Genomic DNA, 24434 nt, shown 5'->3' on the forward strand with positions numbered 1-24434 from the left:
CCTCAGCCCCAGAGGTCCGCCACGGGCGGGTGCACTCCGGCATCATCAAAAATCAGCGGGTTGGTGCGGTCTTCGGCCAACAGAAGCGGGCCGTCAAGGTCCGTTACCATCGCGCCCTGCGCCAACAGTGTCGCGGGCGCCATGGCCAGAGAACTACCGACCATACACCCAACCATGACTTTGTAGCCTTCGGCCAGCGCAGCTTCACGCAAGGCCAACGCCTCGGTCAGACCACCTGTTTTATCCAGCTTGATGTTCACTACATCGTACTTGCCCTTCAATCCGGGCAGGCTGGTGCGGTCATGGCAGGATTCGTCGGCACAAACAGGCACCGGGCGCTCCATCCCGATCAGAGCATTGTCCTCTCCAGCGGGCAGAGGCTGTTCAACCAGTTCAACGCCCAACCGCACCAGATGCGGTGCCAGATCGGCATAAACTTCGGCCGACCAGCCCTCATTTGCGTCGACAATGATCTTGGAGGCAGGCGCACCTGCGCGAACAGCCTCCAACCGGGGCATGTCGTCGGGCGTACCCAGCTTGATCTTCAACAAAGGACGGTGCGCATTCGCAGCCGCCTGCGCCTGCATCTTTTCCGGCGTATCCAGTGAAAGAGTATACGCAGTGATCTCCGGCATCGGCACTGGTAGCCCGGCCAAGTCCCACGCCCGTTTTCCGGCGCGCTTGCATTCCAGATCCCACAGGGCGCAATCGACAGCGTTCCGGGCAGCACCAGCCGGCAGCAGGTCCATAAGCGACTGGCGCGTGAATTCTGCGGGCAGACCCGCAATCTCGGCCTCAACAGACTCGAGCGTTTCATCATAGCGAGCATAGGGAACGCATTCGCCCCAGCCTTGATGAATTCCGTCCGAAATCCGGACGGTCAGAACCTTCGCCTCAGTCCGCGACCCGCGCGAAATAGTAAACACCTGCGCCAGCCGAAACACATCACGAGAGACCTCTACCTGCACGCAAACGCTCCTTCATCTTTTTCCAAATACTCCCGCCGGAGGCGGAATACCCCGCCCTCGGCGTGTCGTTCAGATCACATCGCGGCCAGCGCGTCCACCAGCTTGCCCGAACCAAAGCGGAAGGGGTCGGTCGCGGGCAGGCCCATGTCGGCTTCGATCTTGGCCAGATAGGCAGATGCGTCCTCCTCGGACATGTGCTGCGTGTTGACCGAAACGCCAACAACCTGGCAATCCGGGTTGCCCACTTTGGCCAGTGCCAGCGCGGTGTCACGCAGGGTTTCGAGCGTCGGCAGCTGATAGGTCGGCAGGCCACGCATATGCTCGCGCGTCGGTTCGTGACACAGGATCAGCGCGTCAGGCTGGCCACCATGGACCAGAGCCATGGTTACGCCCGAATAAGACACATGGAATAGCGACCCCTGCCCTTCGATCAGGTCCCAGTGGTCGTCGTCATTGTCGGGTGTCAGCCATTCGACCGAACCGGCCATAAAGTCTGCAATGACCGCATCCAGCGGCACGCCGTCACCGGTGATCAGAATGCCGGTCTGACCGGTGGCGCGGAAGGTGGATTTCATGCCGCGCTCGCGCATCTCGGCATCCATCGCCAGCGCGGTGTACATCTTCCCGACCGAGCAATCCGTGCCCACGGCAAGACACCGCTTGCCCTTACGCTTGATGCCATTGGCGATCGGGTAATCAACTTCGGGCACGCGCACGTCGTGCAGTTTCTGGCCGGTTGCCTCGGCAACGGCAACCAGATCAGGTTCGTCGCGCAGCAGGTTGTGCAGGCCCGAGGCAAGGTCAAAGCCTTCCTCCAGCGCCATGACCAGAACCTTTTTCCATTCTTGGCTGATCACGCCACCACGATTGGCCACGCCAATAACCAGGGTTTTGGCTCCGGCCTCTTTCGCTTCGGTCAGAGTCATATCGGTCAGACCCAGATCAGCCTTGCAGCCGTCCATCCGGTATTGGCCCACGGCGTTTTCGGGACGCCAGTCCTTGATGCCAACTGCCACTTTGGCCGCCAATTGGTCGGGCGCATCGCCCAAAAACAGCAGGTACGGTGTCTCGATCATTGCGGTAACTCCTTTGATTCTGGCGCAGGCTAAGGGACGTGTCTTACGAGTGTTTCGCGTTTTCCTTCGGGTTCAGTTGCTCAAAAGGGAAAATTTTGCGTCAAGTGAAACGAAAGCGCAAAAATCTCCCAAGTTTTCACAGTGATTAATCCTTAATCACCACGCAACCCCCAACCCACGGCAGATGCTGCACTTGCATTGCGGCAACTGCACAAAGGCGCTTGCGAAGCCTTGCGCAATTTAATACCTCATACGGCAAGAAAATCGTAATTTCCTTTCTTGCACGAGGTCCAGATGAGCTTTCGCATTCAACCCGCCGCCCCCGCGCGCCCCAACCGTTGTCAGCTGTTCGGGCCGGGATCGAACACAAAGCTGTTCCCAAAAATGGCCGCGTCGGCAGCGGATGTGATCAATCTCGATCTTGAGGACTCGGTTGCGCCCTCGGACAAGGACGTCGCCCGCGCCAATGTGATCGAGGCGCTGAACACCGTTGATTGGGGCAACAAGTACATGTCGGTGCGGATCAACGGGCTGGACACGCCCTATTGGTATCGTGACGTGGTCGACCTGATGGAACAGGCCGGCGACCGTCTGGACCAGATCATGATCCCAAAGGTCGGCTGCGCGGCGGATGTCTATGCAGTAGATGCCTTGGTCACCGCTATCGAGCGTGCCAAGGACCGCACCAAACCGATCAGCTTTGAGGTCATCATCGAATCCGCCGCCGGTATCGCCCATGTCGAAGAGATCGCGGCCTCATCCCCCCGAATGCAGGCTATGAGCCTGGGGGCAGCAGACTTTGCAGCCTCAATGGGGATGCAAACCACCGGCATCGGCGGTACGCAGGAAAACTACTATATGCTGCGCGAGGGCGAAAAGCACTGGTCCGATCCGTGGCACTGGGCACAGGCCGCCATCGTCGCCGCCTGCCGCACCCATGGCGTTCTGCCGGTGGACGGGCCGTTCGGCGATTTCTCTGACGACGAGGGCTATATCGCTCAGGCCAAACGCTCGGCCACGCTGGGTATGGTCGGCAAATGGGCGATCCACCCGAAACAGATCGCACTGGCCAATCAGGTCTTTACCCCGTCGGACGAGGCTGTTTCCGAAGCACGTGAAATCCTCGCCGCGATGGAACAGGCCAAGGCCAATGGCGAAGGTGCTACCGTTTACAAAGGGCGTCTGGTCGATATCGCTTCGATCAAACAAGCCGAAGTGATCGTGGCACAGGCTGAACTGATCGCCGCAAACGGTTAACTCAAACCGGATCAGGGCACCGCAAGGGTGCCCTGAAATGTCTACCGGTGACCAAAAATGTCGTTGGGGACCCATTCAAGGTCCTTACCGTCCTTGCCCCATTTCATCATCAGGCAGGAGGTTCCACCTTTTTGAAAGTACAAGGTGGTGAGCTCGTACCAGCCCGCTTCTGGTATTTCGACTTCGGTCACGCCATTGCCTTCACAGCCTTGTACGCCGTCAAAAAACCCGATTGTCTGGCCGCCCAGTTTTGTTTCAGCACCATCGTTGGAATAGACTTCAAACTGATACGATCCTGGTTCATCGATCCTTATTAAACCCACTAATTCCGCTGCAACGTTGTAAGGTTGCGACGAAGTCATAACAAGATCGCCATCGTTGGTATCACGAAAGTCAAACGCAGGGACCGGATCTGCCGGTTGGCCAATCGTATCGATCAATTCTCTGGCTTGCTCCAAGCTCTTAATCTTCTTAGGAGCTTCAGCATATGTGACTTTCAATCCCGGCTTTACGATCGGTAGCGGAGCAGTCAGCTCGGCAGCGGCTGCAGAAACCCCAATCGAACTTGCGGTGACCACCATCGCATACGTCAATAAGTGCGTTTTCAACGTTAGTCTCCCCTGGTGAGTATGCTGTTTGCGGAAGCGAACCATGAGCATGTTTTGAAGTCAACTAACATAGCTGGGCATCAAGGTGCTTGATAGAGCACCGCACGTCAGGCCCGCATATCTTTGGGAGACCCCATCACCACGTAAGACGTGATTGAGGTCACATGCGGCAGAGTTCCCAGAACATCAGTATGAAAGGTCTTATATGCAGACAGATCAGCACATTCCACGCGTAGCAGATATTCGATCGTGCCTGTGATGTTGTGGCATTCCACCACCTCCGGCGCGCGTTGCAGGGCGCGTTCGAACCCTTCCTGAGCGGCCTTGGTGTGCTCGCCCAGACCAACACCGATATAGGCTACAAACCCCACGCCCAGCGCCGCCGGGTTCAGAACTGCGCGATAGCCCGAGATCACCCCCGCACGCTCAAGCTCCTGCACTCTGCGTAGACAGGCTGAGGGCGACAGGCCAACCCGATCCGCCAGTTCAATATTACTGATACGGCCATCGCGGGACAGCTCACGCAATATCTGTTGGTTTATGTGATCAATCTTCGTCATAGATTGCAAAACTATCGCAATGACGCACAAAAACGCAATTTCATTTGGTCGCTGCGCAGCAATTATAGCCGCCATGACCCACGACATCCTTTTGGCTCTGATCGCCTTTGCCTTTGTCTCGTCCATCACACCGGGGCCGAACAACCTGATGCTGATGGCGTCGGGGGCCAATTTCGGCTTTCGACGCACGATCCCGCATATGCTGGGGATCGGGTTGGGGTTCACACTCATGGTCCTGCTTGTCGGTGCCGGGCTGGTGCAATTGTTCGACCGCTATCCAGTCAGTTATTCGGTGCTGAAACTCGTCTCGGTCGCATACCTGCTTTATCTGGCGTGGAAAATCGCACATGCGGCCCCGACCAAGGGCGAAGCCGCCGAGGGCAAGCCCATGACCTTCCTGCAGGCCGCCGCGTTTCAGTGGGTCAACCCAAAAGCCTGGGCCATGGCGCTGACGGCCACCACGGCCTACACGCCAGACCATACGTTGCAGGCCATCGTGATCGTGGCGCTGATCTTTGGCGCGGTGAACCTGCCCTCGGTCAGCACATGGACAGTGCTGGGACAGCAAATGGCGCGGGTCCTCACGAACCCGCGCCGGTTGATGGCGTTCAACTGGACCATGGCGGCGCTGCTTGTTGCATCGCTTTACCCGGTCCTGTGGCCGAACTGAGCTATTTTAGCGGCAGGCAGATTTCCGTCAGCAACTCTTCGGGTGCGGTGTCGCGGGGATCATTGAGGTAGATTTCGTAACACGGCTGATCCGCGGGTTCCTCGCCCGAATCCGGCAGCCAATTGCCGAACAGGCTGTGATAGGCGGCCTCAAGCCCCGAATACGGGCCCTTGAAGGTTAGAACGGCTGTCTTTCCGCCGGGGATTTGCACGGCCTCCATGCCTTCGGGCGTGCCGTCACCGCGGAATTCAGCCCCGGCATAGCTTCGCAGATCATTGACGGGTACGGAATCAGGACTGTCGAGATAGATGCCGATTACCGGCCCGACCTGTGGCCATAGCTGCCGGGATTCGCACAAGGCCCCGAAGGCCTCAAAGCTCTTACCGATCTCGGCATAGGCACCTTTGTGCGGCAGGCCGACAACGCGGCGGGCGGGTTCGGTTCGGGTGGTTACAGGATACATGGGATATTCTCCGGTTCTGAAATGTGGATGGGCGGGTAGAAACTGCCCGGCCTTGCGAAATGCGGCAGGGCTGCTGCCGTAGGCCTCGGAAAAGGCCCGCGCAAAAGAGTTCAGATTGGGATAGCCAACGTCCGACGCGACCTGCGCCACCGGTTTGTCGAACTGAACCAACGCGATGGCCGCGCGATGCAGACGGATACGACGCACCGCCTGCGCGCAGGTTTCACCGGTCAGGGCGCGAAACACCCTATGCCAGTGAAACCGGGACATTGCCGCTACATCGGCCAGCGCATCCAGCGACAGATCTCCGGCGGGGTGGTCGTGGATATAGCCCAGCACGCGCAGAATACGGTTTTCATAGCTGGTTGCCATCGGCGTCCCTTCCTTCTCTTTGCCCAACCGTGGTCGCATATCCTGCATCCACAAATCTTGCTGAGTTGCATCCCGGGCAACCACAGGTCATATAGCAGGGAACTTCCGCGTTGAGAGGCGTCATGACCCAGTATCTGGATTTCGAAAAACCCCTGGCCGAGATCGAAGGCAAGGCCGAGGAGCTGCGCGCGCTGGCCCGTGCCAACGAAGAGATGGACGTGGCCGAAGAAGCTTCTGCGCTGGACGCCAAGGCCGCCAAGCTGCTGGAAGAGCTTTATGATGACCTGACCCCCTGGCGCAAATGCCAGGTGGCGCGTCACCCGGAACGTCCCCATTGCAAGGATTACGTCGAGGCGCTGTTTACCGAATTCACCCCGCTGGCCGGGGACCGGAACTTTGCCGACGATCTGGCCGTCATTGGCGGTCTGGCCCGGTTCAACGACCAGCCCGTGATGCTGATCGGCCACGAGAAGGGCTCGGACACCAAGTCGCGGATCGAACGCAACTTTGGCATGGCCCGCCCCGAAGGCTACCGCAAGGCTGTGCGCCTGATGGAGATGGCCGGACGGTTTGGCCTGCCCGTCATTACGCTGATCGACACGGCCGGTGCATATCCCGGTAAAGGCGCCGAGGAGCGTGGCCAGTCCGAGGCCATCGCGCGTTCAACCGAGATGTGCCTAAAGATCGGTGTGCCGCTGGTGTCGGTGATCATCGGCGAAGGTGGTTCGGGCGGGGCTGTGGCTTTTGCCACAGCGAACCGTGTGGCGATGCTGGAACATTCGGTTTATTCGGTGATTTCGCCCGAGGGCTGCGCCTCGATCCTGTGGAAGGATGCAGAGAAGATGCGCGAGGCCGCCGAGGCGCTGCGCCTGACTGCGCAGGACCTGTACAAGCTGGGCGTCTGCGACCGGATCATCACCGAGCCCAAGGGCGGTGCCCACCGGGATCGCGAAGCCACCGTTGAATCGGTACGTGCGACGATTGCCGCCATGCTGCAAGAGCTGGACGGCAAGGATGCGGCGGCCCTGATTCAGGACCGCCGTCAGAAATTCCTCGATATCGGCTCGAAAGGGTTGGCGGCTTAACCGCCCAACTGCCGCAACAACTCGACCGAGGGTTTGCCGGTAACGGCCAACCCATTGGCACGTTGGTACCCGCTGATCGCGGATTCGGTGTTCTTGCCGATCACCCCGTCCGCGCCCTGCGTGTCATAGCCTGCCAAGGTCAGACGACGCTGAAGCTCTTTGCGATCCTCCAGCGTCAGACCCGTCGCATCTGGCCCGAACGAGGCCTGAAACGGCGCGCCGCCCGCGATACGGTCAGACAGATGGCCGACCCCGATCGCGTAACTGTCCGAGTTATTGTAGCGTTTGATCACCTGAAAATTTCGGAACACGGCAATACGCGGCCCCGGCTTTTGTGGCTGTAGCACCGCGACCGGTGTGCCCGAGACCGTACCGGCCTCGCCCCCCCAGGGCTGCCCCCGCACCCAACCGGCACGCGCCAGATAGGCGGCGGTTGAGGCTAGCGAATCCGTCGGGTCTTCGGACCAGATATCCCGCCGCCCGTCACCGGTGAAGTCCACCGCATAGGCCAGATAAGACGTGGGAATGAACTGCGTATGCCCCATCGCCCCGGCCCAGCTACCTGTCATGTTGGCGGGGCTCGTGTCGCCCTCCTGAATGATTTTGAGGGCCGCGACCAGTTGCTTTTCAAAGAACGCGCCGCGCCGTCCATCGTAGGCCAGCGTGGACACCGCCGAGATCACCGGCACATCCCCGCGCCGCGCACCGTACCGGCTTTCCAAGCCCCAAACGGCCACGACAACCTCCTTATCGACGCCGTATTTCGCCTCGATCTGCGACAGGGTGCCTGCGTGGCGCACCAGCATCTGTTTGCCGGTGGAGATCCGCTCGTCCGAGGCTGCGATGGCCAGATAATCCTCAAGCGAGCGTTTGAATTCCACCTGATTGCGGTCGCGCTCGATCACCTCGGGCAGATACCCTGCCCCCTGAAAAGCAAGATTGAGGGTGGTTTGCGAAATCCCCTGCGCCGCCGCCCTGCCCTTGAAGCCTGCAACCCATGCGTCCCATCCCGCATTGGGCACCGGGCGCATCCGCGAGGCGGGCGTGTTGGTGGGCGCGCCGGTGGAACAGGCGGTCAGCAGGGCCGACCCGAGGCCCAGTGAAAATATCCGTCGATTGATCATGGCTGAAATCTGCTCTTGTTGTGATTTGGGTCAGAGTAACCCAGACCTGACCTTCAAGCCACAACGACAAAGCCGATCAGGGACAATTTCAGGCCTTCGGCGACAAGCCGCTTAGCTGACCAGCAACCGCAGACCCTGGGTCACATCCGAACGGACCGCCAACCGCAATCCGGGCTCGTCCCCGGCCTGCAACGCCGCGATGATCAGCTTGTGGTTATGTGGCGGATCGGTCCGTCGCAGCCGCCCATACAGCGCGCGCATTGTGGGGCCAAGCTGTAGCCAGACGGTTTCCGCAATCGCCAGCATCGCGGGGGCCTGCGCCCGCAGATAGAGCGTACGGTGGAACTCCAGATTGGTGCGGATATAGCCAACGGCGTCCCGCTTGGTGACCATCTCGGCCACGTTCATGTTGATGCTCTGCAACCGGTCGATCAGCGCCATATGCGCCCGCGGCAGGGCGCGGCTGGCCAGCTCAACCTCAAGCAATGCGCGCAGGGCGGCCAGTTCCTCAATCCGATCATTGGTCAGCTCGGGCGTGGAAACGCGGCCCGATGAGGACAAAAACAACGCCCCTTCGGCCGCCAACCGCCGCACCGCCTCGCGCGCAGGGGTCATCGAGACACCGAATTCCTTGCCGATCCCACGCAGGGTCAGCGCCTGCCCCGGTGCCATCTCACCATGCATGATCCGAGAGCGTAATGCGCGATACACCCGGTCATGTGTCGCGCTGTGAGAGTCTGAGGGTCGTGTGGTCAGCATTCCCAATTTGTGATCACAAACGGGCGCGGGGTCAACTCACTGCGGTATCAAATCTGTATTGGTGCAGCTGCGCTCCGTTGTCGCGCAGCCAACGCCTCTGATCGCGGCAATCGCCGAAAATCCGTTCGACCTGCGCCCAGAACGCGGGTGAGTGGTTCATTTCAACAAGATGTGCCACCTCATGCGCGGCGACGTAATGCAGGATCTCGGACGGTGCGAGGATCAGCCGCCATGAGAACATCAGCCCGCCGGCCGAGCTGCACGACCCCCAGCGCGACCGCGTATCACGGATGGTCAGGCTGGAATACGACCGACCCAGCATGGCCGCGTAATCGTCGCAGGCCCCAGTCAGACGATCCCGCGCCAATTCCTTTAGAAATCGAGCCAACCGCCGCGTTTCGGCGCCTGTCGGCACAGCGATCTCATCACCTTGTAGCAGAACACGACGCCCCTTTGCCGGTACGATTCGCCGCTCCACACCTTCGATGGGGATGGTCTGGCCGAACTGAACAACGGCCGGATCGGGGCGGTCCTGCAAGTGCTGACGGATCCACTCTTCCTTTGTGTGGGCAAAACTCAGCGCCTCAGACTCGGGCACGCCCTGCGGGTAGGTCAACGTAACCCGCCCGTCCAACTGGGAAATCCGCAGGCTGATCCGCCGCGCCCGCGCCGATTTGCGCAACGTCAGCGGCACCGGAGGCCTCCCGGGCAGTGCGTGATCTCCCATATGCCTGTTTCTCCTGCTCAAAGGCTTTGACAGTGCCTGCTGCATGTGGCACGTGACCTGAATCATTATTACGACTCACCTGATATCAAGGGGATTTGACATGCCCAAGGAAGAATGGGGCGTAAAGCGTGTTTGCCCGACAACCGGCAAGCGGTTTTACGACCTGAACAAGGACCCGATCATCAGCCCCTACACTGGCGAGATCGTGGAGCTTGAGACCGGCAAAAGCCGGATGATCGCTGCGGATGCGGAAGACGCCGCCTCGGCCAAAGCGCGCAAAGACGCTTCGGAAGAGGATCTGGTTCTGGATGATGACGACAATGTCGATGTCGATCTGGACGACGATCTGCTGGACGATGATGACGACGACAATGATAACGTTTCGCTCGACGATATCACCGACATGTCGTCGGAAGACGAAAACTAAGACCGGCCAGAGGCGGCCCCACGCCGCCTCATGCCCACCCCGGACGCGGGACGAAACTTTTTGGCAAATTCCAATTTTTGGACTTGCGCTCACCGCCACCGTCTCATAAACGTCCGTCCACTGCTTAGGCAGTACCCGGAAGGGGCCTTAGCTCAGTTGGGAGAGCGCTTGCATGGCATGCAAGAGGTCAGGGGTTCGACTCCCCTAGGCTCCACCAAAATCCATTGTTTTTAATGGATTATTTCGGATGAATGCTTCTCTGCCCCTATTCTGCCCCTAAAATTGCGTCGCTAGCTGCTAGCGTTTCGGCGATCGTTCACACCCTCCGCCGACTCGAAATGTCGAACCCGCCCCCCTGGCCTGACCCGGACGAAGCGAGGTTTTCCTTATACCCCACGCATAGCAAGCGCGGGATGTCTGGACTTTTTGACTGGTGTGTCAGATGAGACGAGGCCATCCGTGCAGCTACTAATGCGTTTCGCCGAGAGTTCATAAGCCTTTTGGTAATTTGTTGCACCAAGCGCGAACGACCGCTTTGAACTCTGAGCGGTCATTCGCTGCAACTCGCTTGAACGTCTGCTCTGCGGACAGATCAGCCGTTAAGTTATCCAGGACCCCTGTTTCACGCGCATTCAAGATGGTCAACCAAACGTCTGCCGCGAATGCTGTGCCTAGCAGACGATACCTATCGCGGATCTTGGAGAGCTTTTCAGATTTAAGCCATGGGCATGAACTGCCTTTCATATAAGATCGCCTAGGGACTATCAGCTCGACGAAATTCATTTCGCGTCTACCGGAAGATCAACCTAGGCTTGGAGTTAACGTTTCATGGAGCACAACTTGGAAAGACGCCTTGCTGCGATTGTGGCCATGGACATGGTCGGTTTTTCCCGTCTTGTGGGTTTAGATGAAGAAGGAACAATTGCGCGGCAACAACGCCTAAATTCCGAAATATTCGAACCAATTATTGCTGGAAATAGTGGTCGCGTTTTTAAGAGTAGCGGGGACGGTCTATTTATCGAATTTCCCTCGGCGGTTAGCGCCGCACGAGCTTGTGTAGCGATTCAACAATCAGTATCGGAAGCCGAGAAGTCTATAGATCCCTCTAAGCGCATTGCTTATCGGATAGGCTTGCATGTTGGTGACGTAATAGTCGACGGAGACGATCTGTATGGTGACGGAGTCAACATCGCTGCGCGGCTCGAAGCTTTGGCGGAACCTTCAACGATTGTTACTTCAGCAGACGCACATCGCCAGTTTGATGGTAGGTTTGAAGCGGATTTTGCATCAGCAGGATCCCGCACCCTAAAAAACATATCTGAACCTGTTCACATCCTCCAATGGCCACCTGACGCCGTGATTGCTGCGACGATCGTTTCCAAGCCGACTGTAGCAGTGCTCCCTTTTGAAAACCGATCCTCTGATCCAGAAAACGAATTCATTGCCGATGGCATGGCGGAAGACATCATTACTGATTTGAGCCGTATGCCTTGGTTCAATGTGATTTCGCGAAATTCCACACTGGCCCATAAGGACAACGGACTGGATTTGACGGCGGCGATCAAAGATTTGGGTGTAGTCTATGTGCTGAAAGGCTCTATTCGAAAGTCTGGAGACCGAATTCGGGTCACTACTCAATTAATTGACTTGGCGACTGAAACACAGGTTTGGGCAAACCGCTACGACCGAGTATTCACTGACATCTTTGATATTCAGGACGAAATATCGAACGCGATAGTTTCAGCGGTTGGTCCAGGATTTTTGAGTGCCGAAGCTAGGCGCGCCCGGGCAAAAGATCCGACACAGTTGGACGCCTGGGAATGTGTAATGAGAGGTCGACCTCTCATCATGCGTTTGGGGCAGATCGAAACAGCGGAAGCTAGACGTTATTTTGAACGGGCAGTCGAACTGTCCGGTGGCGCATTTGGCAACGCTGACCTAGCTCTCGCGCATTTTCTGCAAGCATTCTATCGTTGGGCAGAACCGGGCGAAAATTCCGCGGCGGCTATGGTCGCAGCTGCAGATGCAGCGGTTCGAGCCGACAATCAAGATCCAATTGTTTTGGCAATCAAAGGATGGTCTTTGATGTTTGTCGGACGCTGGGACGAGGCAGTTGACCTCTTTGATCGCGCCATTACGCTCGCGCCCTCGTTTTCGACTGTATTGGGCTTTTGTGGAAGCGGATACTGCATCAGCGGCGCATACCAAAAAGGCCTCGATCTGGTTAAACAAGCTGAGACATTAAGTCCTCAGGACGTTTTTACACCGCTTTGGCTGATGGGCGTCTACTTTGCCCATTTTTGCTTGGAGGACCCCGAAAGTGCAGAAAAGACGGTGCGCCGTGCACTGGCATTGGCACCCGAAAACCCGACTTACAGAAGGCAGTTGGTGGCAACGCTTCATCTTTCTGGTCGCATTGAGGAGAGAGACAAGGCGTTAGACGCCTACCTGGCAGTTGCGCCGGACGTCAGAGCAAGTGATGCAAGACGAATTCCCGGTCGAGACCGCGTACAGGTAGAGCGCTTTGTTCAAGTCTTGATTGCCGCAGGCGTTCCCGACTGAGTTCTTCTGGAAGATTTTGCTAGTTGACCAATGTCCACCTTGGGCTCGATGCGGACGTTTAATCAAATCGACTGAGCGTCTGCTATGCGGACGAAGCCGCCGTTCCAAATTATGTTTTAAAGGTCCACTTACGAAATCGCTATTCAATCAATTTTGACCGAACCCTCAGGATTTCAGCGCCCTCATCTTCGAAGTATGATCGCAACTCTTCGATAAACACTTGGACAAGGCGGCGAAGGTTGCCTCCGAGGTGGCCCAGTACAATCTTGAACGGCTCAACCGATGGCCCTAACGGTACAGCAACAACTTTGTCCCCTGCATAGGTTAGATCGTTCGCCACAGCCATATGCAGCATGGAACACCCCACCCCCCGCCCAACAAGGCTGCGGACCATTTCTAGCGATGTCGCAGTTGCAACTATTTTCGGGGCAACTCCCGCTTGGTCAAACTGGCCTGCGTAATACTCAGAGACTACGGGCAGATCGAGAAGGACGAAATTCTCGTCGCAAAGGTCCTGCATCGATACCTGAGATCGCGTCGCTAGCCGATGATTCTTTGGAACCAAGATGTAGGCGGGAACTTCAAGCAAGGTCTCATAAACGATCCCCGGCTTCATCGCGTTTGCGACGCAGACATTGACATCATGTGCCCCGGACATCAGTCCGTCCTGGGCGCTTTGGTTGTCGCATTCAGTGAACTTCACAGCAACATCTGCATTATCGGCGAGAATGCGTTCAATAATCTGAGGCATGAAAGCCGGAGCCGCCGGTGCGTAATAGCCGACCGTCAAAACGCCACTGACCTGAAACCGCATGTCGCTGCCGTCGCGCATCAGGCTTCCATACTCGTCCAACAGGCTTTGAATCTTCGGTACCATCTGCTGACCGGTGGCCGTAAGCGAAATGCCTTTCGCGCGGTTTCGGATGGTCAGCTGCAGGCCAAACGAAGCTTCGACTTGGTTGACGGCAGTGTGCACCGCCGAGGGCACAACATTCACGACTTTTGCGGCCTCCGTGATGCTGCCTGTGCGGATCGCGGCCATGAAGTACCGCAATGCCTTAAGAGAAATGTCCGGTGTCATCGCATAGGTTTATCTGAAAATCAGAATTTTGTATTCCATTAATTCTGATTTTTGAAAATAGCATTGTCAGGAATACTCATGGCGCATGGGTGGAGGTTTCAAGATGCGCACATCAGCAAGGGTTGTTATCGTTGGCGGCGGCGTCAGCGGCCTATCGGCGCTTTATCACCTGACCCAAGAGGGTTGGACAGATGTCATCCTTCTGGAACGCAACGAACTGACCTCCGGCACCACATGGCATTCCGCCGCCCAGTGCCCACAACTTGCCTTCAATCAACTGCTTCTACTTTTGCGCAAATATACGATCCAACTGTACAAGGAGCTGGCGGACGATCCTGACTACCCGATCAACTACCACCACCGAACGGGTGGAATGCGCCTGATCACCGATCAGGACAACTTGGATGCCTCCCACCACATTATCTCAGTGGCGAAGGGGCTTGGGATCAATTTTGATCTGCTAGATCCCGCCGAGGTGGTGCGGCGCAATCCGCTGGTTCAGGACCACGGGCTCATGGGGGCGCTCTGGGACGATCTGGACGGAGATATTGACCCAGCCCAACTGTGCCAAGCACTGGCGCGCAGGGCGCGTAAAGCAGGGGCCGAGATCACCCGAAATTGCCCAGTCACGGGCCTCACACAAAAGCCAGACAACGAATGGATCATCCATACAGACAAGGGCGACATCGAAGCCGAACACGTCGTGATCGCCGCCGGGTATCGCGCCAACGAGGTCGGTGAGATGCTCGACATCAAGTACCCGGTCATCAGCATGGAACATATGTACTTCGTCACCGAAGACATCCCTGAATTGCTCGATCGTCCCGACCGCGTCCCCATGGTTCGCTGTCCGCGCGATACGTTCTATATGCGCCAAGAAAAGAAGGGGCTGCTGGTCGGCATCTATGAGATGGACTGCAAGACCTTTGGTATGGACGGGATCGACCCAGACTTTGTTAATGCGCTCTGCCCGGATGATCTGGACCGGCTCTTGCCAAAGATGGATCCGATCTTTGAGCGGCTCCCATGTCTGCAAGAGGTTGGGATCAAGTCTGTGGTGAATGGCCCTATCGCCTATGCTGCGGATGCAGGGCCATTGGTCGGCAAGCAACCAGGGCGGCGCAATCTGTGGTCAATGAATGGTATTCGCGTCGGCATTGGTGAAGGCGGCGGTTACGGCAAGATGCTGGCCCAGATGATGGTGCATGGCGAGACCGAATGGGACACATGGCAGCTCGACCCGCGTCGGATCACCAGTTTTGCCAACACCGAATACACGGCACTGAAGGCAATTGAAGACTATCAAATGGAATTCCAGTGGCACATGCCACACGAACACCGGCCCGCCGGTCGGCCTGCCAAGACAACGCCGCTTTATCCCGTCCTGCAGGCGCAGGGAGCCGCCTTTGGGGTGGTCAACGGCTGGGAGCGCACGAGTTTCTACAAACCGAGGCCCGATTTTGTCGAAGAGTACAGCTACAGGTTCTGCAACTGGCATGATGTGGTCGCAGCCGAGGTCAAGGCCGTGCAAACCCGTGTAGGCATCGCCGAATTGTCCGGTTTCAACCGGTTTGAAATCACAGGAACGGACGCAGCCGCATGGATTGACAGCCTGACCTGCACCAAACTGCCTAAAGCAAAGGGCCGCGTCGGTCTGTGCTACTTCCTGAGCGACAACGGCAACATAGACGCTGAAGCGACAGTGACCAAATTCTCGGACAACCACCTGTGGTACTGCTCGGCTGCAGCGGCGGAATACCATGACATGGATTGGCTCACTGAACGCCTGCCCGCCGGATCAGACATCCAGATCACCAACCTGACCAACAGTCACACGGTTCTGATCATTGCTGGCCCCCATGCGCGCGCCCTGTTGGACGCAGCCTGCGCACGCCCAAGCTTCGCCCAGCACGACTTTCCATGGATGACCGCTCGAACCTGTTTTGTTGGGCATGTTGAAGCGACAATAATGGCCGTCAGCTTTTCCGGAGAACAGGCCTTCGAGGTCCATATCCCTAACATCCAGCTCCACGCCGCTTACTTCGCTTTGACAAAGGCGGGCGAGGCTTTCGGCCTGGCCCACTTTGGCATGTACGCAATTGAATCCATGCGAATGGAGAAAGGGTATGGCCACTGGAAGGGCGATTTCATCACCGAATTCAACCCCTTCGAGGCAGGCGTCGAGCGCTTCGTTGATCTCTCAAAAGACTTCCCCGGCAAGGTCGGGTTGGAACGTCAAATCGCCCTTGGAAATCGGCGCAAACGAGTCCTGATTGAAATTGATAGCAAATCCGCGCCCGCGCATGCAGGTGAAACAGTCTTCGATGGCACAATACCGGTCGGAACCATCACCTCAGCCGCATGGGGGCATCGGACCGAAAAGAACTTGGCGATAGCTTATGTTGACCCTAGACACTCGGGCGTTGGCACAGACCTTAGCGTGATGCTGATCGGCCAACGGGTTGCGGCAACCATTGCCGAAAGCTGCATCTATGACACCGCGCATGCCATCCCGCGCGGTCAAAGCGAATAGCTGCCATTTGATCTTACCGCAGCAATTGTAACTTTGGGCTCGAAGCAGTCATTCGCCGAACGCGGCGTAAATGACGGCTGTCGGAACAAAGCGGACGCAGATGACGCCTTCAACGGCTCATTGCTTGCGCCATCGGTAATAGGTCTGTTCAACAACACCAATCTGTCTGATTGCATCCAGCCGGGGCATGCCTTGCCCCATCAGCACCTCAACCAGCCGTAACTTCGAGACAATCTCTTCCGGCTTCATCTGCGCAGGCTTGATCTTGTTTGCCATTCTTGATCCTCCGTTTCCTAAACATAGCGGTGGACCAGTTCAGATGGGGAGGCGCTGAGGGATGCAGATGCATCTGGCCGAAAGAAACCTTAACGTCGCGTTCAAACATGGTGAGACGATCAACCCGGTCGAGCGTGGCCATTTCACCTTTCGCACCGACGACATCGAGGCGTTCAAAAAGTTGCTGGACGATAATGGCACTCCCTATTCAGACTATGGCACCGCTTTCGCAAAAGAATGGCATCAACTCTTCTTCCACGACCCCAAAGGCAATATCATCGAAGTCCATCAAGCGGTGTGACTAACGTCGGAGGCACGCATTGAAACAGGCTGTTCTGGTTGTTGATGTTCAACCCAGCTTTGACCCGCCAGATTGGCTGGTCCAGCGCAGCCAGTTGCTGGCATCGCATTTCCCTTCGATCGCTACTGTTGAACGTCATGATGAGGCGAAAGTACCGCTTCTCAGACAGCTTGGCTGGAAACCGCGCTCGGTCGATGACAGCCTTGTCCAGGCCGACCGCACCATTCTGAAATACGGCTACGGCCCTCCGCCCGAGGTGACCACCCAGTTTCACAGTTGGAAGGTCGACCGCGTTCTGGTCTGCGGCATTCAGGCTGATACATGCGTTCTGGCCGCTGGTTTCGCTTTATTTGACGCGGGCCTGCAACCGACCATAATTGCAGATACGGTCGTCGGGTCTTCATTGGATCGCAGCGGGAAGCTGGGCGTGGACCTATGGCGGCATCATTTTGGCCAGGTGATTGAGAAGCACTCGGATATTTTGTGACGGCGCAATCCCTGTCCGTATTGGAGAGGAGACCCCATTGTGACCTCAAAACGTTTTCTTGGAAAAGCGGCCATCGTATTTCTGGTGGCTGGATATCTTACACCGGCAAATGCGGATGGCTTTTCGCTAACCGGTCAGTATGAGGGTATGTATGCCTGCGACAGCACCACGGGTGGTGTACCGTCAAGCTGGGCTGACCCGATGCGCGCCGGTATTGTTCAGGACGGGGATCGCATTTCCATCGACCTGCAATACACCGACAAACAAGAGCTTGGGGCCGAGTACTCGCTCTACACCGGTTCGATTGCTCTGGCACCTGATGGCAAACTGGTCAGCGGGTATTTTGAATCCTGCGGCGGCACCTTTCCTTCAAAGGAGCTCGCCCGGTTGTTCCCCGCCGCCACGGATACGGCGTTCAGCTTTTCGGTCACCAGCGTCTGGGCTTCGGATCAAGTGCCGAACCTTCCCGGACTGACCGTCCAGACCTGCACGTGGAGCCTGAAACGGGTGTCCACGGAAACCCCCAAAGTGAGGCCGTGCGAGACGGCGGATCGCTAGGCTAAATTTCCCATCTGGACTTATTTGTTAAGTCCAGATGTTTAAATTGGATCCAAAGCTCCCATATAGCGCCCAATCTCGCAACTTAACCGTGCCTGAGCGGGTAATCAGACCCCGGCAGGCCCCCAGTCAAACAGGATGGTCCCAATGAATTTTATTCTACGCGGTAGCCTGGTTACTCAAATCATCATCGGCCTTGTGGCCGGTGCCCTTCTTGCCACCCTCTGGCCTGCCGCTGGTTCGGCTGTTGGTCTGTTGGGTGATTTCTTTGTAGATGCGCTGAAGGCCGTCGCACCCGTGCTGGTGCTGATCCTCGTCTGCGCTGCAATTACCAACCATAAAAAGGACAGCGAAGCCCGTATGGGGCCCGTGGTTCTGCTGTATATCCTCGGCACCTTTGCGGCTGCATTGGTTGCGGTGGCGGCCAGCTATATGTTCCCGGTTACGCTGCACTTGACGGGAACGCCGGATCTGATGGAGGCCCCGGACGGTCTGGCCGAAGTGGTGAAAAACATCCTGCTGAAGATCGTGGACAACCCGGTGAATGCACTGGCGCAGGCCAACTATATCGGCATTCTCGCCTGGGCTGTCGGACTTGGGCTGGTCTTCCGTCATGCAAGTGACTCGACCAAAACGCTGATGTCCGATCTGGACGGCGCAATCACCAAGATCGTGGCGGCCATCATTCGCGTCGCCCCCATCGGCATCTTTGGCATCGTGGCCTCAACCATCGCCGAAACCGGCTTTGAAACGCTTGCCAGCTATGGTCACCTCCTGTTGGTTCTGATCGGCTGTATGGCGTTCATGGCGCTGGTCGTTAACCCGCTGATCGTGTTCCTGCGCATCCGCAAGAACCCGTATCCGCTGGTCTTTACCTGCCTTCGGGAATCCGGGATCACCGCGTTTTTCATGCGCAGTTCGGCCGCTAATATTCCGGTCAACATGGAACTGTGCCGCCGCATGAATCTGGATGAAGAGACTTACTCAGTCACCATCCCCATCGGTGCCACGATCAACATGGCCGGTGCCGCGATTACCATTACAGTTATGACGCTGGCAACCGTGCACACCATGGGCATTCAGGTCGATTTCCTTTCGGCGTTGTTCCTTAGCATCATCGCGTCGGTTGCCGCCACCGGAGCCTCGGGCGTAGCGGGCGGGTCACTTTTGCTGATCCCGATGGCGGCCAGCCTGTTCGGCATCGACAACGCGACCGCCATGCAGGTGGTCAGCATCGGCTTTATCATCGGTGTCCTGCAGGACTCTGCTGAAACCGGGCTGAACTCGTCGACGGACGTTCTGTTCACTGCAGCCGGGTCGTATAAGCGTGGCGATCCGTACCCGCGGAAACTGCCGATGGAAGAGGTCCCCGCCTAGGCGACCTCAATCACAAAAACCCCACAACCGTGTTTATTCGGCGGTTGTGGGGTTTCCGCTGCTCCACCCCGCGGCGCGCATCGCTGCTGTCAGGTCCTGAACCGGCGCCGGGTCGGCGAACACGCGGGTTTTCAAAGCTTCCAATGGAAAATTTGGCCAGGTTTCTGTAAAGACTTCAGTCAGCCTGCGCGCTTCGGCCTGATCGCCTTTGCTCCAATGCGCGGCAATCAGATAAGCTGTGGAAATTGGTCCAAAGGGACCGCCACTTGCAATTGTATCTTCATAGGTCCGGATCGTCGCGGCATAGTCACCGGTATGAAACTGCGCCGCACCCAGTGCATTTCCGGCCACTGATCCACCGCTGTCTTTGGCCAGAGTCCGATAGCGTTCAGCATGGGAAAGAACACGTTCGAAATCGAGGGTGTAGAGCGAAATCAGGGCGTCAAACTCAGCAATGTGGGGATCATCGGGTGCCATATCGGTCGCGCGCTTCGTCAGATTGACCGCCTTGTTGAAGCTGCCAGTCGCGAATTCAAACCACGCGCGCGCTGACAAAGCCCAAGGCGCGTCTGGAGCCAGCTCAATCGCGTGAGTGCTGTTGTTGTCCGCCGTTGCAAGCAATTCGCTCTCGACAGGGCGTCCGAATTGCAGGATGGCCAGCATTGTTTCGACCTGAGCCGCGCCCGCATAACCGCAATAGTACAAAGGGTCCCGCTCAATCGCCGTTTCAAAGACCAGTAAAGCCGGGCGAAGGCGCGACAGGTCAACAACCGGAAAGATCAGATCACGTCCCGAAGTGCACAGGTTCATCGCTTCAACCCGATTTGGAGAAACATCGTAGATCGAGGACTGATCCGTCGCTGGCAAAGTCGGGCTGGCTTCCTGCTGAAACATAACCGCCATATAGGCACCAATGCACAGCAGGAGCGCTCCGACCAAAGCACCGACCACGAAAAACATACGGCGCGTTTTCGGGGCTCCACCTACACCTGAGTGAAACTCTGGCGCGTAGCTGCCTACCGGCAGCGATATGATCACCGGATCATTTGCGCCCTCGCCCCCATAATATGCCTTAAGCTTGCGTCTGACCCGCCCCGCATCAACACGCACCACCCCTTCGCGTCTTGCCAGTTCGTCTGCGTCATATCCGTAAACGTCCATGGCTATCGTTTTTGCGCGGATGTCTTCAGTGCGCCCAGCCAAGGCCTCGTCCACGACATAGGACAGAAAAGACTGCATCCGCGCCGAGCCTTTGAAATCCTTCGAGGCCAGAACCCGATCCAGCGCTGTCCGGATCTGTTCCCTTGGGAACGACCCGGCATCCTTTCGCGACACGTTATCGGTTGATGAGGTCAAGAACTATCCTTTCAGGGCAAGGACTTGGCAGCATGTTGCTACGGTAGCATGCGGCTTATTACGTTCAAGGCTAATTCTAAGGCGGGCATGCTTGGACTACGAATCCAGCGAGTGCCACCTCCAATGACAGAAGACGCGTTCTTTGATGCACAGTTTCCCGGAACAGCCCATCGGCTGCGTGAATTACGGGCGCGGGACAAGGAATTCGACCAGATTTGCGCTGATTACCACGAGGTCTTTTCGGAACTGGCCGTGGCCCCGCAAACGGCGGGCAGCACACAAACCCGATATCTCGCTGATCTGGCCGAAAGCGTCTCGGATTTGCGCAACAGCATCGAAAAGCGGTTGCAGGCCCCTGACCGCAACAATGAGTGAAAGGTTGATCATGAAACTTCGTACCTTACTGCCCCTGTTGATCCTGACTGCGAGCCCTGCAGTTTCTCAGGACAGTCCAATCATTCACGACGGAGAGTTTGAGTATTTACGCGCACAATTCGGTGAGACCTGGGATGCACAGGATATCGAAATCGACGCCAAGCTTGCCGAGATCCGCACCGCGAACGGAGGCCAGCCCCCCAATTTTCTCTACATCCTGATCGATGACATCAGCTTTGGCCACATGGGTGACCGCAAACTGAACTACGTCACGGGGATCGAAACGCCGAACATCAACCAACTGGCGACCGAGGGGCTGTCGCTGATGCGGATGTATACCGAGCCTTCCTGTACCCCCACACGAACAGCAATGCTGACAGGACGCCACCCTGTGCGTGCAGGAGTCACGGAGGTCAAAGTGGCTTTGGTGGGCGAAGGGCTTGCGGCAAGCGAGGTCACTTTGCCCGAGATCCTGAAACAGGTGGGCTACTCAACCACCCATGTCGGCAAGTGGCATCAGGGCGATATCGAGGAAGCCTACCCTCACAATCAGGGATTTGACTGGGCTGCCTTCCCCTTGCATCAACAAGTCCAGCTGAGCCTCATGACCCCCGAGGCGATGCAAGCCAATGCCATGCTCGGCTATGTTCCCGAGGGCCAGAACAACCAATTCCTACTGGACGAGCGGTTCAAACCCTACGGTCTGGTCACCGGAGTCGAGGCTGAAGCCGGCGGGTTGGCACGCGAAGTCGACATGGCTGCAGGCGAGGTCTGGACGCAGGCAAAATACGAAGAAATGAACCTGCGCTATCAACAGCAGGCGCTGGAACAACTCCAGCGCGTTACGGCTGAGGACGAACCGTTCTTCCTGCAATACTGGCCGCTTTATCCGCTGAACTTCGTCTACCCCGATCAGGCAATCTCGCGGAACGGCGGATTCCATGCGGACAAGCTGCAACTTTTGGACGGTTGGATCGGCGACGTGCTTGAGGCGCTCGACGAAACCGGAAAAGCAGACAATACGATCGTAATCGTCATGGCAGACAACGGCCTTATGTATCAGTTCGAGGGCACCTCTGGTCTGAACCAACTGATTTATCGCGGCGGCAAGACCCAACACCTTGAAGGCGGCGTCCGCACCGATGCCTTTATCCGCTGGCCCAATGTCATCGAACCCAACAGCGCAGCTGGCGACATCTTTCACGTCTCGGACATCTTCACCACGATGGCCCGGATCGCCGGGGCGACCGACTATATCCCACGCGACCGCGTGATTGACGGCATCGACCAGACCGCTCTGCTACTAAACGGCGAAGGGCACGGGCGGCGCGACTATGTGTACGTCTACGAAGGTCCGGTGTTGCGGTCGGTCGTCAAGCAAGAGTTCAAGATGCACCTGCCCACGCCGGGCCAGCCCGGCGCCGCAGCCCCAACCTTCAACATCTATCGTGACCCGCGTGAGGAACACCCACTGGTCGGGTACTCTCTTTGGGCCGGGGCATCGTTTCAGGACATGATCAAACGCCACCAGAAAATGATTGCGAAACATCCGCATTCGGAAATCGGCAAAGGCCGGCCCTATGACGGGATTGAAAACCTGCGCCCGGAATCGGAACTGACACGAGACGTGTTCATGAGTTGGCAGTGAAGCGGGTCCGTAGAAATTTCTGCACAAATATCATAATGTTTTAATGTGAGGTCAGTTTTGCGGCATCAGTCGCAAGGCGCGTCTGACACCGGAGGGAGATGCGAAATGAGTTTGAAATGGTTGATTGCGCTTTCGACAGGTCTGGTCGCCGCACCAGCGTTGGCACAGGATAACCCCATTCAACATGATGCCGAGTTCTACATTCTACAGGCCCAACACGGCGAACAGTGGGCTCAGGATGACACCGCCGTCGATGAAGCCCTGGCTGCGTTTCGGGACAGCAACGGGGGAAACCCCCCAAATATCGTCAGCGTTTTAATCGACGACATGGGGTTTGGAGATATGGGAATACCCGAACTCAACGCCGTGCGAGGGTATGAGACGCCAAACATCAACGATTTCTCGGATCAGGCCATGCGGATGGTACGGATGTATACCGAGCCGTCCTGCACTCCGACCCGCGTCGCACAGATGACCGGGCGGTTGCCAGTACGAATGGGCATGGGCGATACGACCGTCGATATAGCAGGATTTGGTCTGCCCGAGAATGAAGTCACCCTCGCCGAGGTGCTGAAACAAGCAGGCTATGCCACCAGCCATGTCGGCAAATGGCACATGGGGGATATCGCCGAAAGCTGGGCCATGAACCAAGGCTTCGACTACGCCCAGCACGCCATCCACCAGCAAGGCCAACTGACCATCTTCAATGACGATGCCATAAAGGAGCAAGTCACGGTCGCGATCCGCGACTATGACGAAAAATACACTCTCGACGATTGGTTCCGACCGGACGCTGCCGCGATGATGACAGTTATCGAAGGAGAAACCGGGGGTCCGATCCGCGAAATACGAATGGAAACCGGTGAGCGCTGGAACGCTGAGAAATACGATGAAATGAACCAGGCGTTTCAGGACAAGACGCTGGAAGAACTGGACCGTCTTGCAGGCGGTGACGACCCGTTTTTCCTGCAATACTGGCCGATGATCCCGCTGGATAACACACGCGCAGGGCGGTCAGGGCCTGAAAGCGTGAATGGCGGTTTGTACGTGGACAAGATGCAGCTACTGGACCAGTGGTTAGGCGACCTGTTCGCTCGCTTGGATGAGTTGGGCCTGACGGAAAACACCGTCGTTGTCGTCATGGGGGATAACGGGCATTTTACCAAATACGCACCGCAATCCGGATTCACGCCGCTGATCTATGCAGGTGGCAAAGGTGACACGACCGAGGGCGGCGTCCGCGTCGATGCTTTCATTCGCTGGCCCGGAATGATTGAGGCCGACGGTTTGCTGAACAGCATCATTCACGTCTCAGACCTGTACACGACCTTGTCGCGCTTTGCCGGTGCGGATCAGCACATTCCACGGGATCGTCTGGTGGACGGTGTAGACCAATCCGCGGCCCTTCTGTTCGCAGATGAATCCAAAGCCCGCCGCGACCACGTCATCGTCTATTCGGTGAACAAACCCGAAGCGATCGTGAAAGACCAGCTAAAGCTGAAACTACCGGGACCCGGAGAAAGCGCGATACTGGCAAAGTTCTTCGACCTCTACCGGGACACGCGTGAAGAGTATTCAGTCTCGACCGAGGTCGGCGCCTGGGGAGGACAGGAATTCGCACGGATTCTGGGCCGCCACATGGCCCGCAAAGATAAATTCCCCGATACAACGCCCGCCTATGGCGTGCCTTATGAAGGGATTGAAAACATCCGCCCTGAAACCCAACAAGCAGTCGAGGCGTTCATGATCAAACGCGCCTCACCTCAGCAGTAACCCGAAGCCGA

The 24434-nt window shown here is 57.2% G+C and carries 23 protein-coding genes, 1 tRNA gene and 1 pseudogene; 14 read left to right on the top strand and 11 right to left on the bottom strand.

What is annotated here, in order from left to right:
* Positions 1-2: 2 nt before the first annotated feature.
* A complete protein-coding gene (dgcA, locus tag ACR0ER_RS14755; protein ID WP_480769588.1) occupies positions 3-968 on the bottom strand; it encodes an N-acetyl-D-Glu racemase DgcA in 966 nt (321 codons plus the stop codon).
* Between the two features lie 74 nt (positions 969-1042).
* Complete coding sequence (dgcN, locus tag ACR0ER_RS14760) at positions 1043-2044, bottom strand: N-acetyltransferase DgcN (protein ID WP_170333876.1); 1002 nt, start codon at positions 2042-2044, stop codon at positions 1043-1045.
* Between the two features lie 294 nt (positions 2045-2338).
* Here dgcN and ACR0ER_RS14765 point away from each other — a divergent pair, with 294 nt between their 5' ends.
* Positions 2339-3301: an L-malyl-CoA/beta-methylmalyl-CoA lyase gene (locus ACR0ER_RS14765; protein WP_480769589.1), complete on the top strand. Its 963-nt coding sequence runs from the start codon at positions 2339-2341 to the stop codon at positions 3299-3301.
* 41 nt (positions 3302-3342) lie between these two features.
* Here ACR0ER_RS14765 and ACR0ER_RS14770 read toward each other — a convergent pair whose 3' ends face one another.
* Positions 3343-3909, bottom strand: coding sequence for a PA14 domain-containing protein (locus ACR0ER_RS14770; RefSeq protein WP_480769590.1), 567 nt, complete (start codon positions 3907-3909; stop codon positions 3343-3345).
* Positions 3910-4016: 107 nt separating this feature from the next.
* Entirely contained in the window at positions 4017-4469 is a 453-nt protein-coding gene (locus tag ACR0ER_RS14775; RefSeq protein ID WP_480769591.1) for an Lrp/AsnC family transcriptional regulator, read from the bottom strand.
* Positions 4470-4542: 73 nt separating this feature from the next.
* On the opposite strand from ACR0ER_RS14775, the gene ACR0ER_RS14780 reads away from it, so the two are divergent.
* A complete protein-coding gene (locus ACR0ER_RS14780) occupies positions 4543-5139 on the top strand; it encodes a LysE family translocator (protein WP_480769592.1) in 597 nt (198 codons plus the stop codon).
* A gap of 1 nt (position 5140) precedes the next feature.
* Here ACR0ER_RS14780 and ACR0ER_RS14785 read toward each other — a convergent pair whose 3' ends face one another.
* On the bottom strand, positions 5141-5974 hold the full coding sequence (locus ACR0ER_RS14785) for an AraC family transcriptional regulator (RefSeq protein ID WP_480769656.1): 834 nt from the start codon (positions 5972-5974) through the stop codon (positions 5141-5143).
* Between the two features lie 122 nt (positions 5975-6096).
* Between ACR0ER_RS14785 and ACR0ER_RS14790 the strand changes: the two genes are divergently transcribed.
* Entirely contained in the window at positions 6097-7059 is a 963-nt protein-coding gene (locus ACR0ER_RS14790) for an acetyl-CoA carboxylase carboxyltransferase subunit alpha (RefSeq protein ID WP_480769593.1), read from the top strand.
* Here ACR0ER_RS14790 and ACR0ER_RS14795 read toward each other — a convergent pair.
* The 3 genes from ACR0ER_RS14795 to ACR0ER_RS14805 form a co-directional block, all read right to left on the bottom strand.
* Positions 7056-8183 (bottom strand): lytic murein transglycosylase, encoded by a 1128-nt coding sequence (locus ACR0ER_RS14795; RefSeq protein ID WP_480769594.1) that lies wholly within the window; start codon positions 8181-8183, stop codon positions 7056-7058. The genes ACR0ER_RS14790 and ACR0ER_RS14795 overlap by 4 nt on opposite strands.
* Before the next feature lie 111 nt (positions 8184-8294).
* Complete coding sequence (locus tag ACR0ER_RS14800) at positions 8295-8942, bottom strand: GntR family transcriptional regulator (RefSeq protein WP_170333889.1); 648 nt, start codon at positions 8940-8942, stop codon at positions 8295-8297.
* Positions 8943-8973: 31 nt separating this feature from the next.
* Positions 8974-9669 (bottom strand): M48 family metallopeptidase, encoded by a 696-nt coding sequence (locus ACR0ER_RS14805; RefSeq protein ID WP_480769595.1) that lies wholly within the window; start codon positions 9667-9669, stop codon positions 8974-8976.
* A gap of 100 nt (positions 9670-9769) precedes the next feature.
* Here ACR0ER_RS14805 and ACR0ER_RS14810 point away from each other — a divergent pair, with 100 nt between their 5' ends.
* The 3 genes from ACR0ER_RS14810 to ACR0ER_RS14820 all read left to right on the top strand — a co-directional run bounded on the left by ACR0ER_RS14810 (position 9770) and on the right by ACR0ER_RS14820 (position 12658).
* Positions 9770-10096 carry a TIGR02300 family protein gene (locus ACR0ER_RS14810; protein WP_170333893.1) on the top strand — a complete coding sequence of 109 codons (327 nt, stop codon included), beginning with the start codon at positions 9770-9772 and terminating at the stop codon, positions 10094-10096.
* 141 nt (positions 10097-10237) lie between these two features.
* A tRNA-Ala gene (locus tag ACR0ER_RS14815) sits at positions 10238-10313 on the top strand.
* 611 nt (positions 10314-10924) lie between these two features.
* Complete coding sequence (locus tag ACR0ER_RS14820) at positions 10925-12658, top strand: adenylate/guanylate cyclase domain-containing protein (RefSeq protein WP_480769596.1); 1734 nt, start codon at positions 10925-10927, stop codon at positions 12656-12658.
* A 139-nt stretch (positions 12659-12797) separates the two neighbouring features.
* Here ACR0ER_RS14820 and ACR0ER_RS14825 read toward each other — a convergent pair whose 3' ends face one another.
* Positions 12798-13739, bottom strand: a complete 942-nt coding sequence (locus ACR0ER_RS14825; protein WP_480769597.1) for a LysR family transcriptional regulator — start codon at positions 13737-13739, stop codon at positions 12798-12800.
* Between the two features lie 103 nt (positions 13740-13842).
* Between ACR0ER_RS14825 and ACR0ER_RS14830 the strand changes: the two genes are divergently transcribed.
* A complete protein-coding gene (locus tag ACR0ER_RS14830) occupies positions 13843-16272 on the top strand; it encodes a GcvT family protein (RefSeq protein WP_480769598.1) in 2430 nt (809 codons plus the stop codon).
* A gap of 120 nt (positions 16273-16392) precedes the next feature.
* Here the strand turns inward: ACR0ER_RS14830 and ACR0ER_RS14835 are convergent.
* Positions 16393-16521, bottom strand: a pseudogene (locus tag ACR0ER_RS14835) (IS3 family transposase); the annotation flags it as partial.
* A gap of 88 nt (positions 16522-16609) precedes the next feature.
* Here ACR0ER_RS14835 and ACR0ER_RS14840 point away from each other — a divergent pair.
* The 4 genes from ACR0ER_RS14840 to sstT all read left to right on the top strand — a co-directional run bounded on the left by ACR0ER_RS14840 (position 16610) and on the right by sstT (position 19271).
* The gene (locus ACR0ER_RS14840; protein ID WP_480769599.1) at positions 16610-16849 is read left to right on the top strand and encodes a VOC family protein; all 240 of its coding nucleotides are present in this window, start codon (positions 16610-16612) and stop codon (positions 16847-16849) included.
* Between the two features lie 19 nt (positions 16850-16868).
* The gene (locus ACR0ER_RS14845; RefSeq protein ID WP_480769600.1) at positions 16869-17336 is read left to right on the top strand and encodes a cysteine hydrolase family protein; all 468 of its coding nucleotides are present in this window, start codon (positions 16869-16871) and stop codon (positions 17334-17336) included.
* A gap of 39 nt (positions 17337-17375) precedes the next feature.
* On the top strand, positions 17376-17894 hold the full coding sequence (locus ACR0ER_RS14850; RefSeq protein WP_480769601.1) for a hypothetical protein: 519 nt from the start codon (positions 17376-17378) through the stop codon (positions 17892-17894).
* A 147-nt stretch (positions 17895-18041) separates the two neighbouring features.
* Positions 18042-19271, top strand: a complete 1230-nt coding sequence (sstT, locus tag ACR0ER_RS14855; protein WP_480769602.1) for a serine/threonine transporter SstT — start codon at positions 18042-18044, stop codon at positions 19269-19271.
* Positions 19272-19304: 33 nt separating this feature from the next.
* On the opposite strand, the gene ACR0ER_RS14860 is transcribed toward sstT, so the two are convergent.
* Positions 19305-20627, bottom strand: a complete 1323-nt coding sequence (locus ACR0ER_RS14860; protein WP_480769603.1) for a tetratricopeptide repeat protein — start codon at positions 20625-20627, stop codon at positions 19305-19307.
* Between the two features lie 123 nt (positions 20628-20750).
* Between ACR0ER_RS14860 and ACR0ER_RS14865 the strand changes: the two genes are divergently transcribed.
* From ACR0ER_RS14865 to ACR0ER_RS14875, 3 genes are all read left to right on the top strand, one after another.
* Positions 20751-21002 carry a hypothetical protein gene (locus ACR0ER_RS14865; protein ID WP_480769604.1) on the top strand — a complete coding sequence of 84 codons (252 nt, stop codon included), beginning with the start codon at positions 20751-20753 and terminating at the stop codon, positions 21000-21002.
* Positions 21003-21012: 10 nt separating this feature from the next.
* A complete protein-coding gene (locus tag ACR0ER_RS14870; protein WP_480769605.1) occupies positions 21013-22650 on the top strand; it encodes a sulfatase-like hydrolase/transferase in 1638 nt (545 codons plus the stop codon).
* 105 nt (positions 22651-22755) lie between these two features.
* Positions 22756-24423 carry a sulfatase-like hydrolase/transferase gene (locus tag ACR0ER_RS14875; protein ID WP_480769606.1) on the top strand — a complete coding sequence of 556 codons (1668 nt, stop codon included), beginning with the start codon at positions 22756-22758 and terminating at the stop codon, positions 24421-24423.
* The last annotated feature ends 11 nt before the right edge of the window (positions 24424-24434 follow it).

The sequence above is a fragment of the Ruegeria sp. CH8 genome (assembly GCF_056536985.1).

Excerpts from the sequence above, each read along its gene's own strand:
- dgcN (WP_170333876.1), bottom strand. The coding sequence starts at position 2,044 with ATGATCGAGACACCGTACCTGCTGTTTTTGGGCGATGCGCCCGACCAA.
- ACR0ER_RS14765 (WP_480769589.1), top strand. The coding sequence starts at position 2,339 with ATGAGCTTTCGCATTCAACCCGCCGCCCCCGCGCGCCCCAACCGTTGT.
- ACR0ER_RS14775 (WP_480769591.1), bottom strand. The coding sequence starts at position 4,469 with ATGACGAAGATTGATCACATAAACCAACAGATATTGCGTGAGCTGTCC.
- ACR0ER_RS14780 (WP_480769592.1), top strand. The coding sequence starts at position 4,543 with ATGACCCACGACATCCTTTTGGCTCTGATCGCCTTTGCCTTTGTCTCG.
- ACR0ER_RS14785 (WP_480769656.1), bottom strand. The coding sequence starts at position 5,974 with ATGGCAACCAGCTATGAAAACCGTATTCTGCGCGTGCTGGGCTATATC.
- ACR0ER_RS14790 (WP_480769593.1), top strand. The coding sequence starts at position 6,097 with ATGACCCAGTATCTGGATTTCGAAAAACCCCTGGCCGAGATCGAAGGC.
- ACR0ER_RS14795 (WP_480769594.1), bottom strand. The coding sequence starts at position 8,183 with ATGATCAATCGACGGATATTTTCACTGGGCCTCGGGTCGGCCCTGCTG.
- ACR0ER_RS14800 (WP_170333889.1), bottom strand. The coding sequence starts at position 8,942 with ATGCTGACCACACGACCCTCAGACTCTCACAGCGCGACACATGACCGG.
- ACR0ER_RS14805 (WP_480769595.1), bottom strand. The coding sequence starts at position 9,669 with ATGGGAGATCACGCACTGCCCGGGAGGCCTCCGGTGCCGCTGACGTTG.
- ACR0ER_RS14810 (WP_170333893.1), top strand. The coding sequence starts at position 9,770 with ATGCCCAAGGAAGAATGGGGCGTAAAGCGTGTTTGCCCGACAACCGGC.
- ACR0ER_RS14820 (WP_480769596.1), top strand. The coding sequence starts at position 10,925 with ATGGAGCACAACTTGGAAAGACGCCTTGCTGCGATTGTGGCCATGGAC.
- ACR0ER_RS14825 (WP_480769597.1), bottom strand. The coding sequence starts at position 13,739 with ATGACACCGGACATTTCTCTTAAGGCATTGCGGTACTTCATGGCCGCG.
- ACR0ER_RS14830 (WP_480769598.1), top strand. The coding sequence starts at position 13,843 with ATGCGCACATCAGCAAGGGTTGTTATCGTTGGCGGCGGCGTCAGCGGC.
- ACR0ER_RS14840 (WP_480769599.1), top strand. The coding sequence starts at position 16,610 with ATGCAGATGCATCTGGCCGAAAGAAACCTTAACGTCGCGTTCAAACAT.
- sstT (WP_480769602.1), top strand. The coding sequence starts at position 18,042 with ATGAATTTTATTCTACGCGGTAGCCTGGTTACTCAAATCATCATCGGC.
- ACR0ER_RS14865 (WP_480769604.1), top strand. The coding sequence starts at position 20,751 with ATGACAGAAGACGCGTTCTTTGATGCACAGTTTCCCGGAACAGCCCAT.
- ACR0ER_RS14870 (WP_480769605.1), top strand. The coding sequence starts at position 21,013 with ATGAAACTTCGTACCTTACTGCCCCTGTTGATCCTGACTGCGAGCCCT.
- ACR0ER_RS14875 (WP_480769606.1), top strand. The coding sequence starts at position 22,756 with ATGAGTTTGAAATGGTTGATTGCGCTTTCGACAGGTCTGGTCGCCGCA.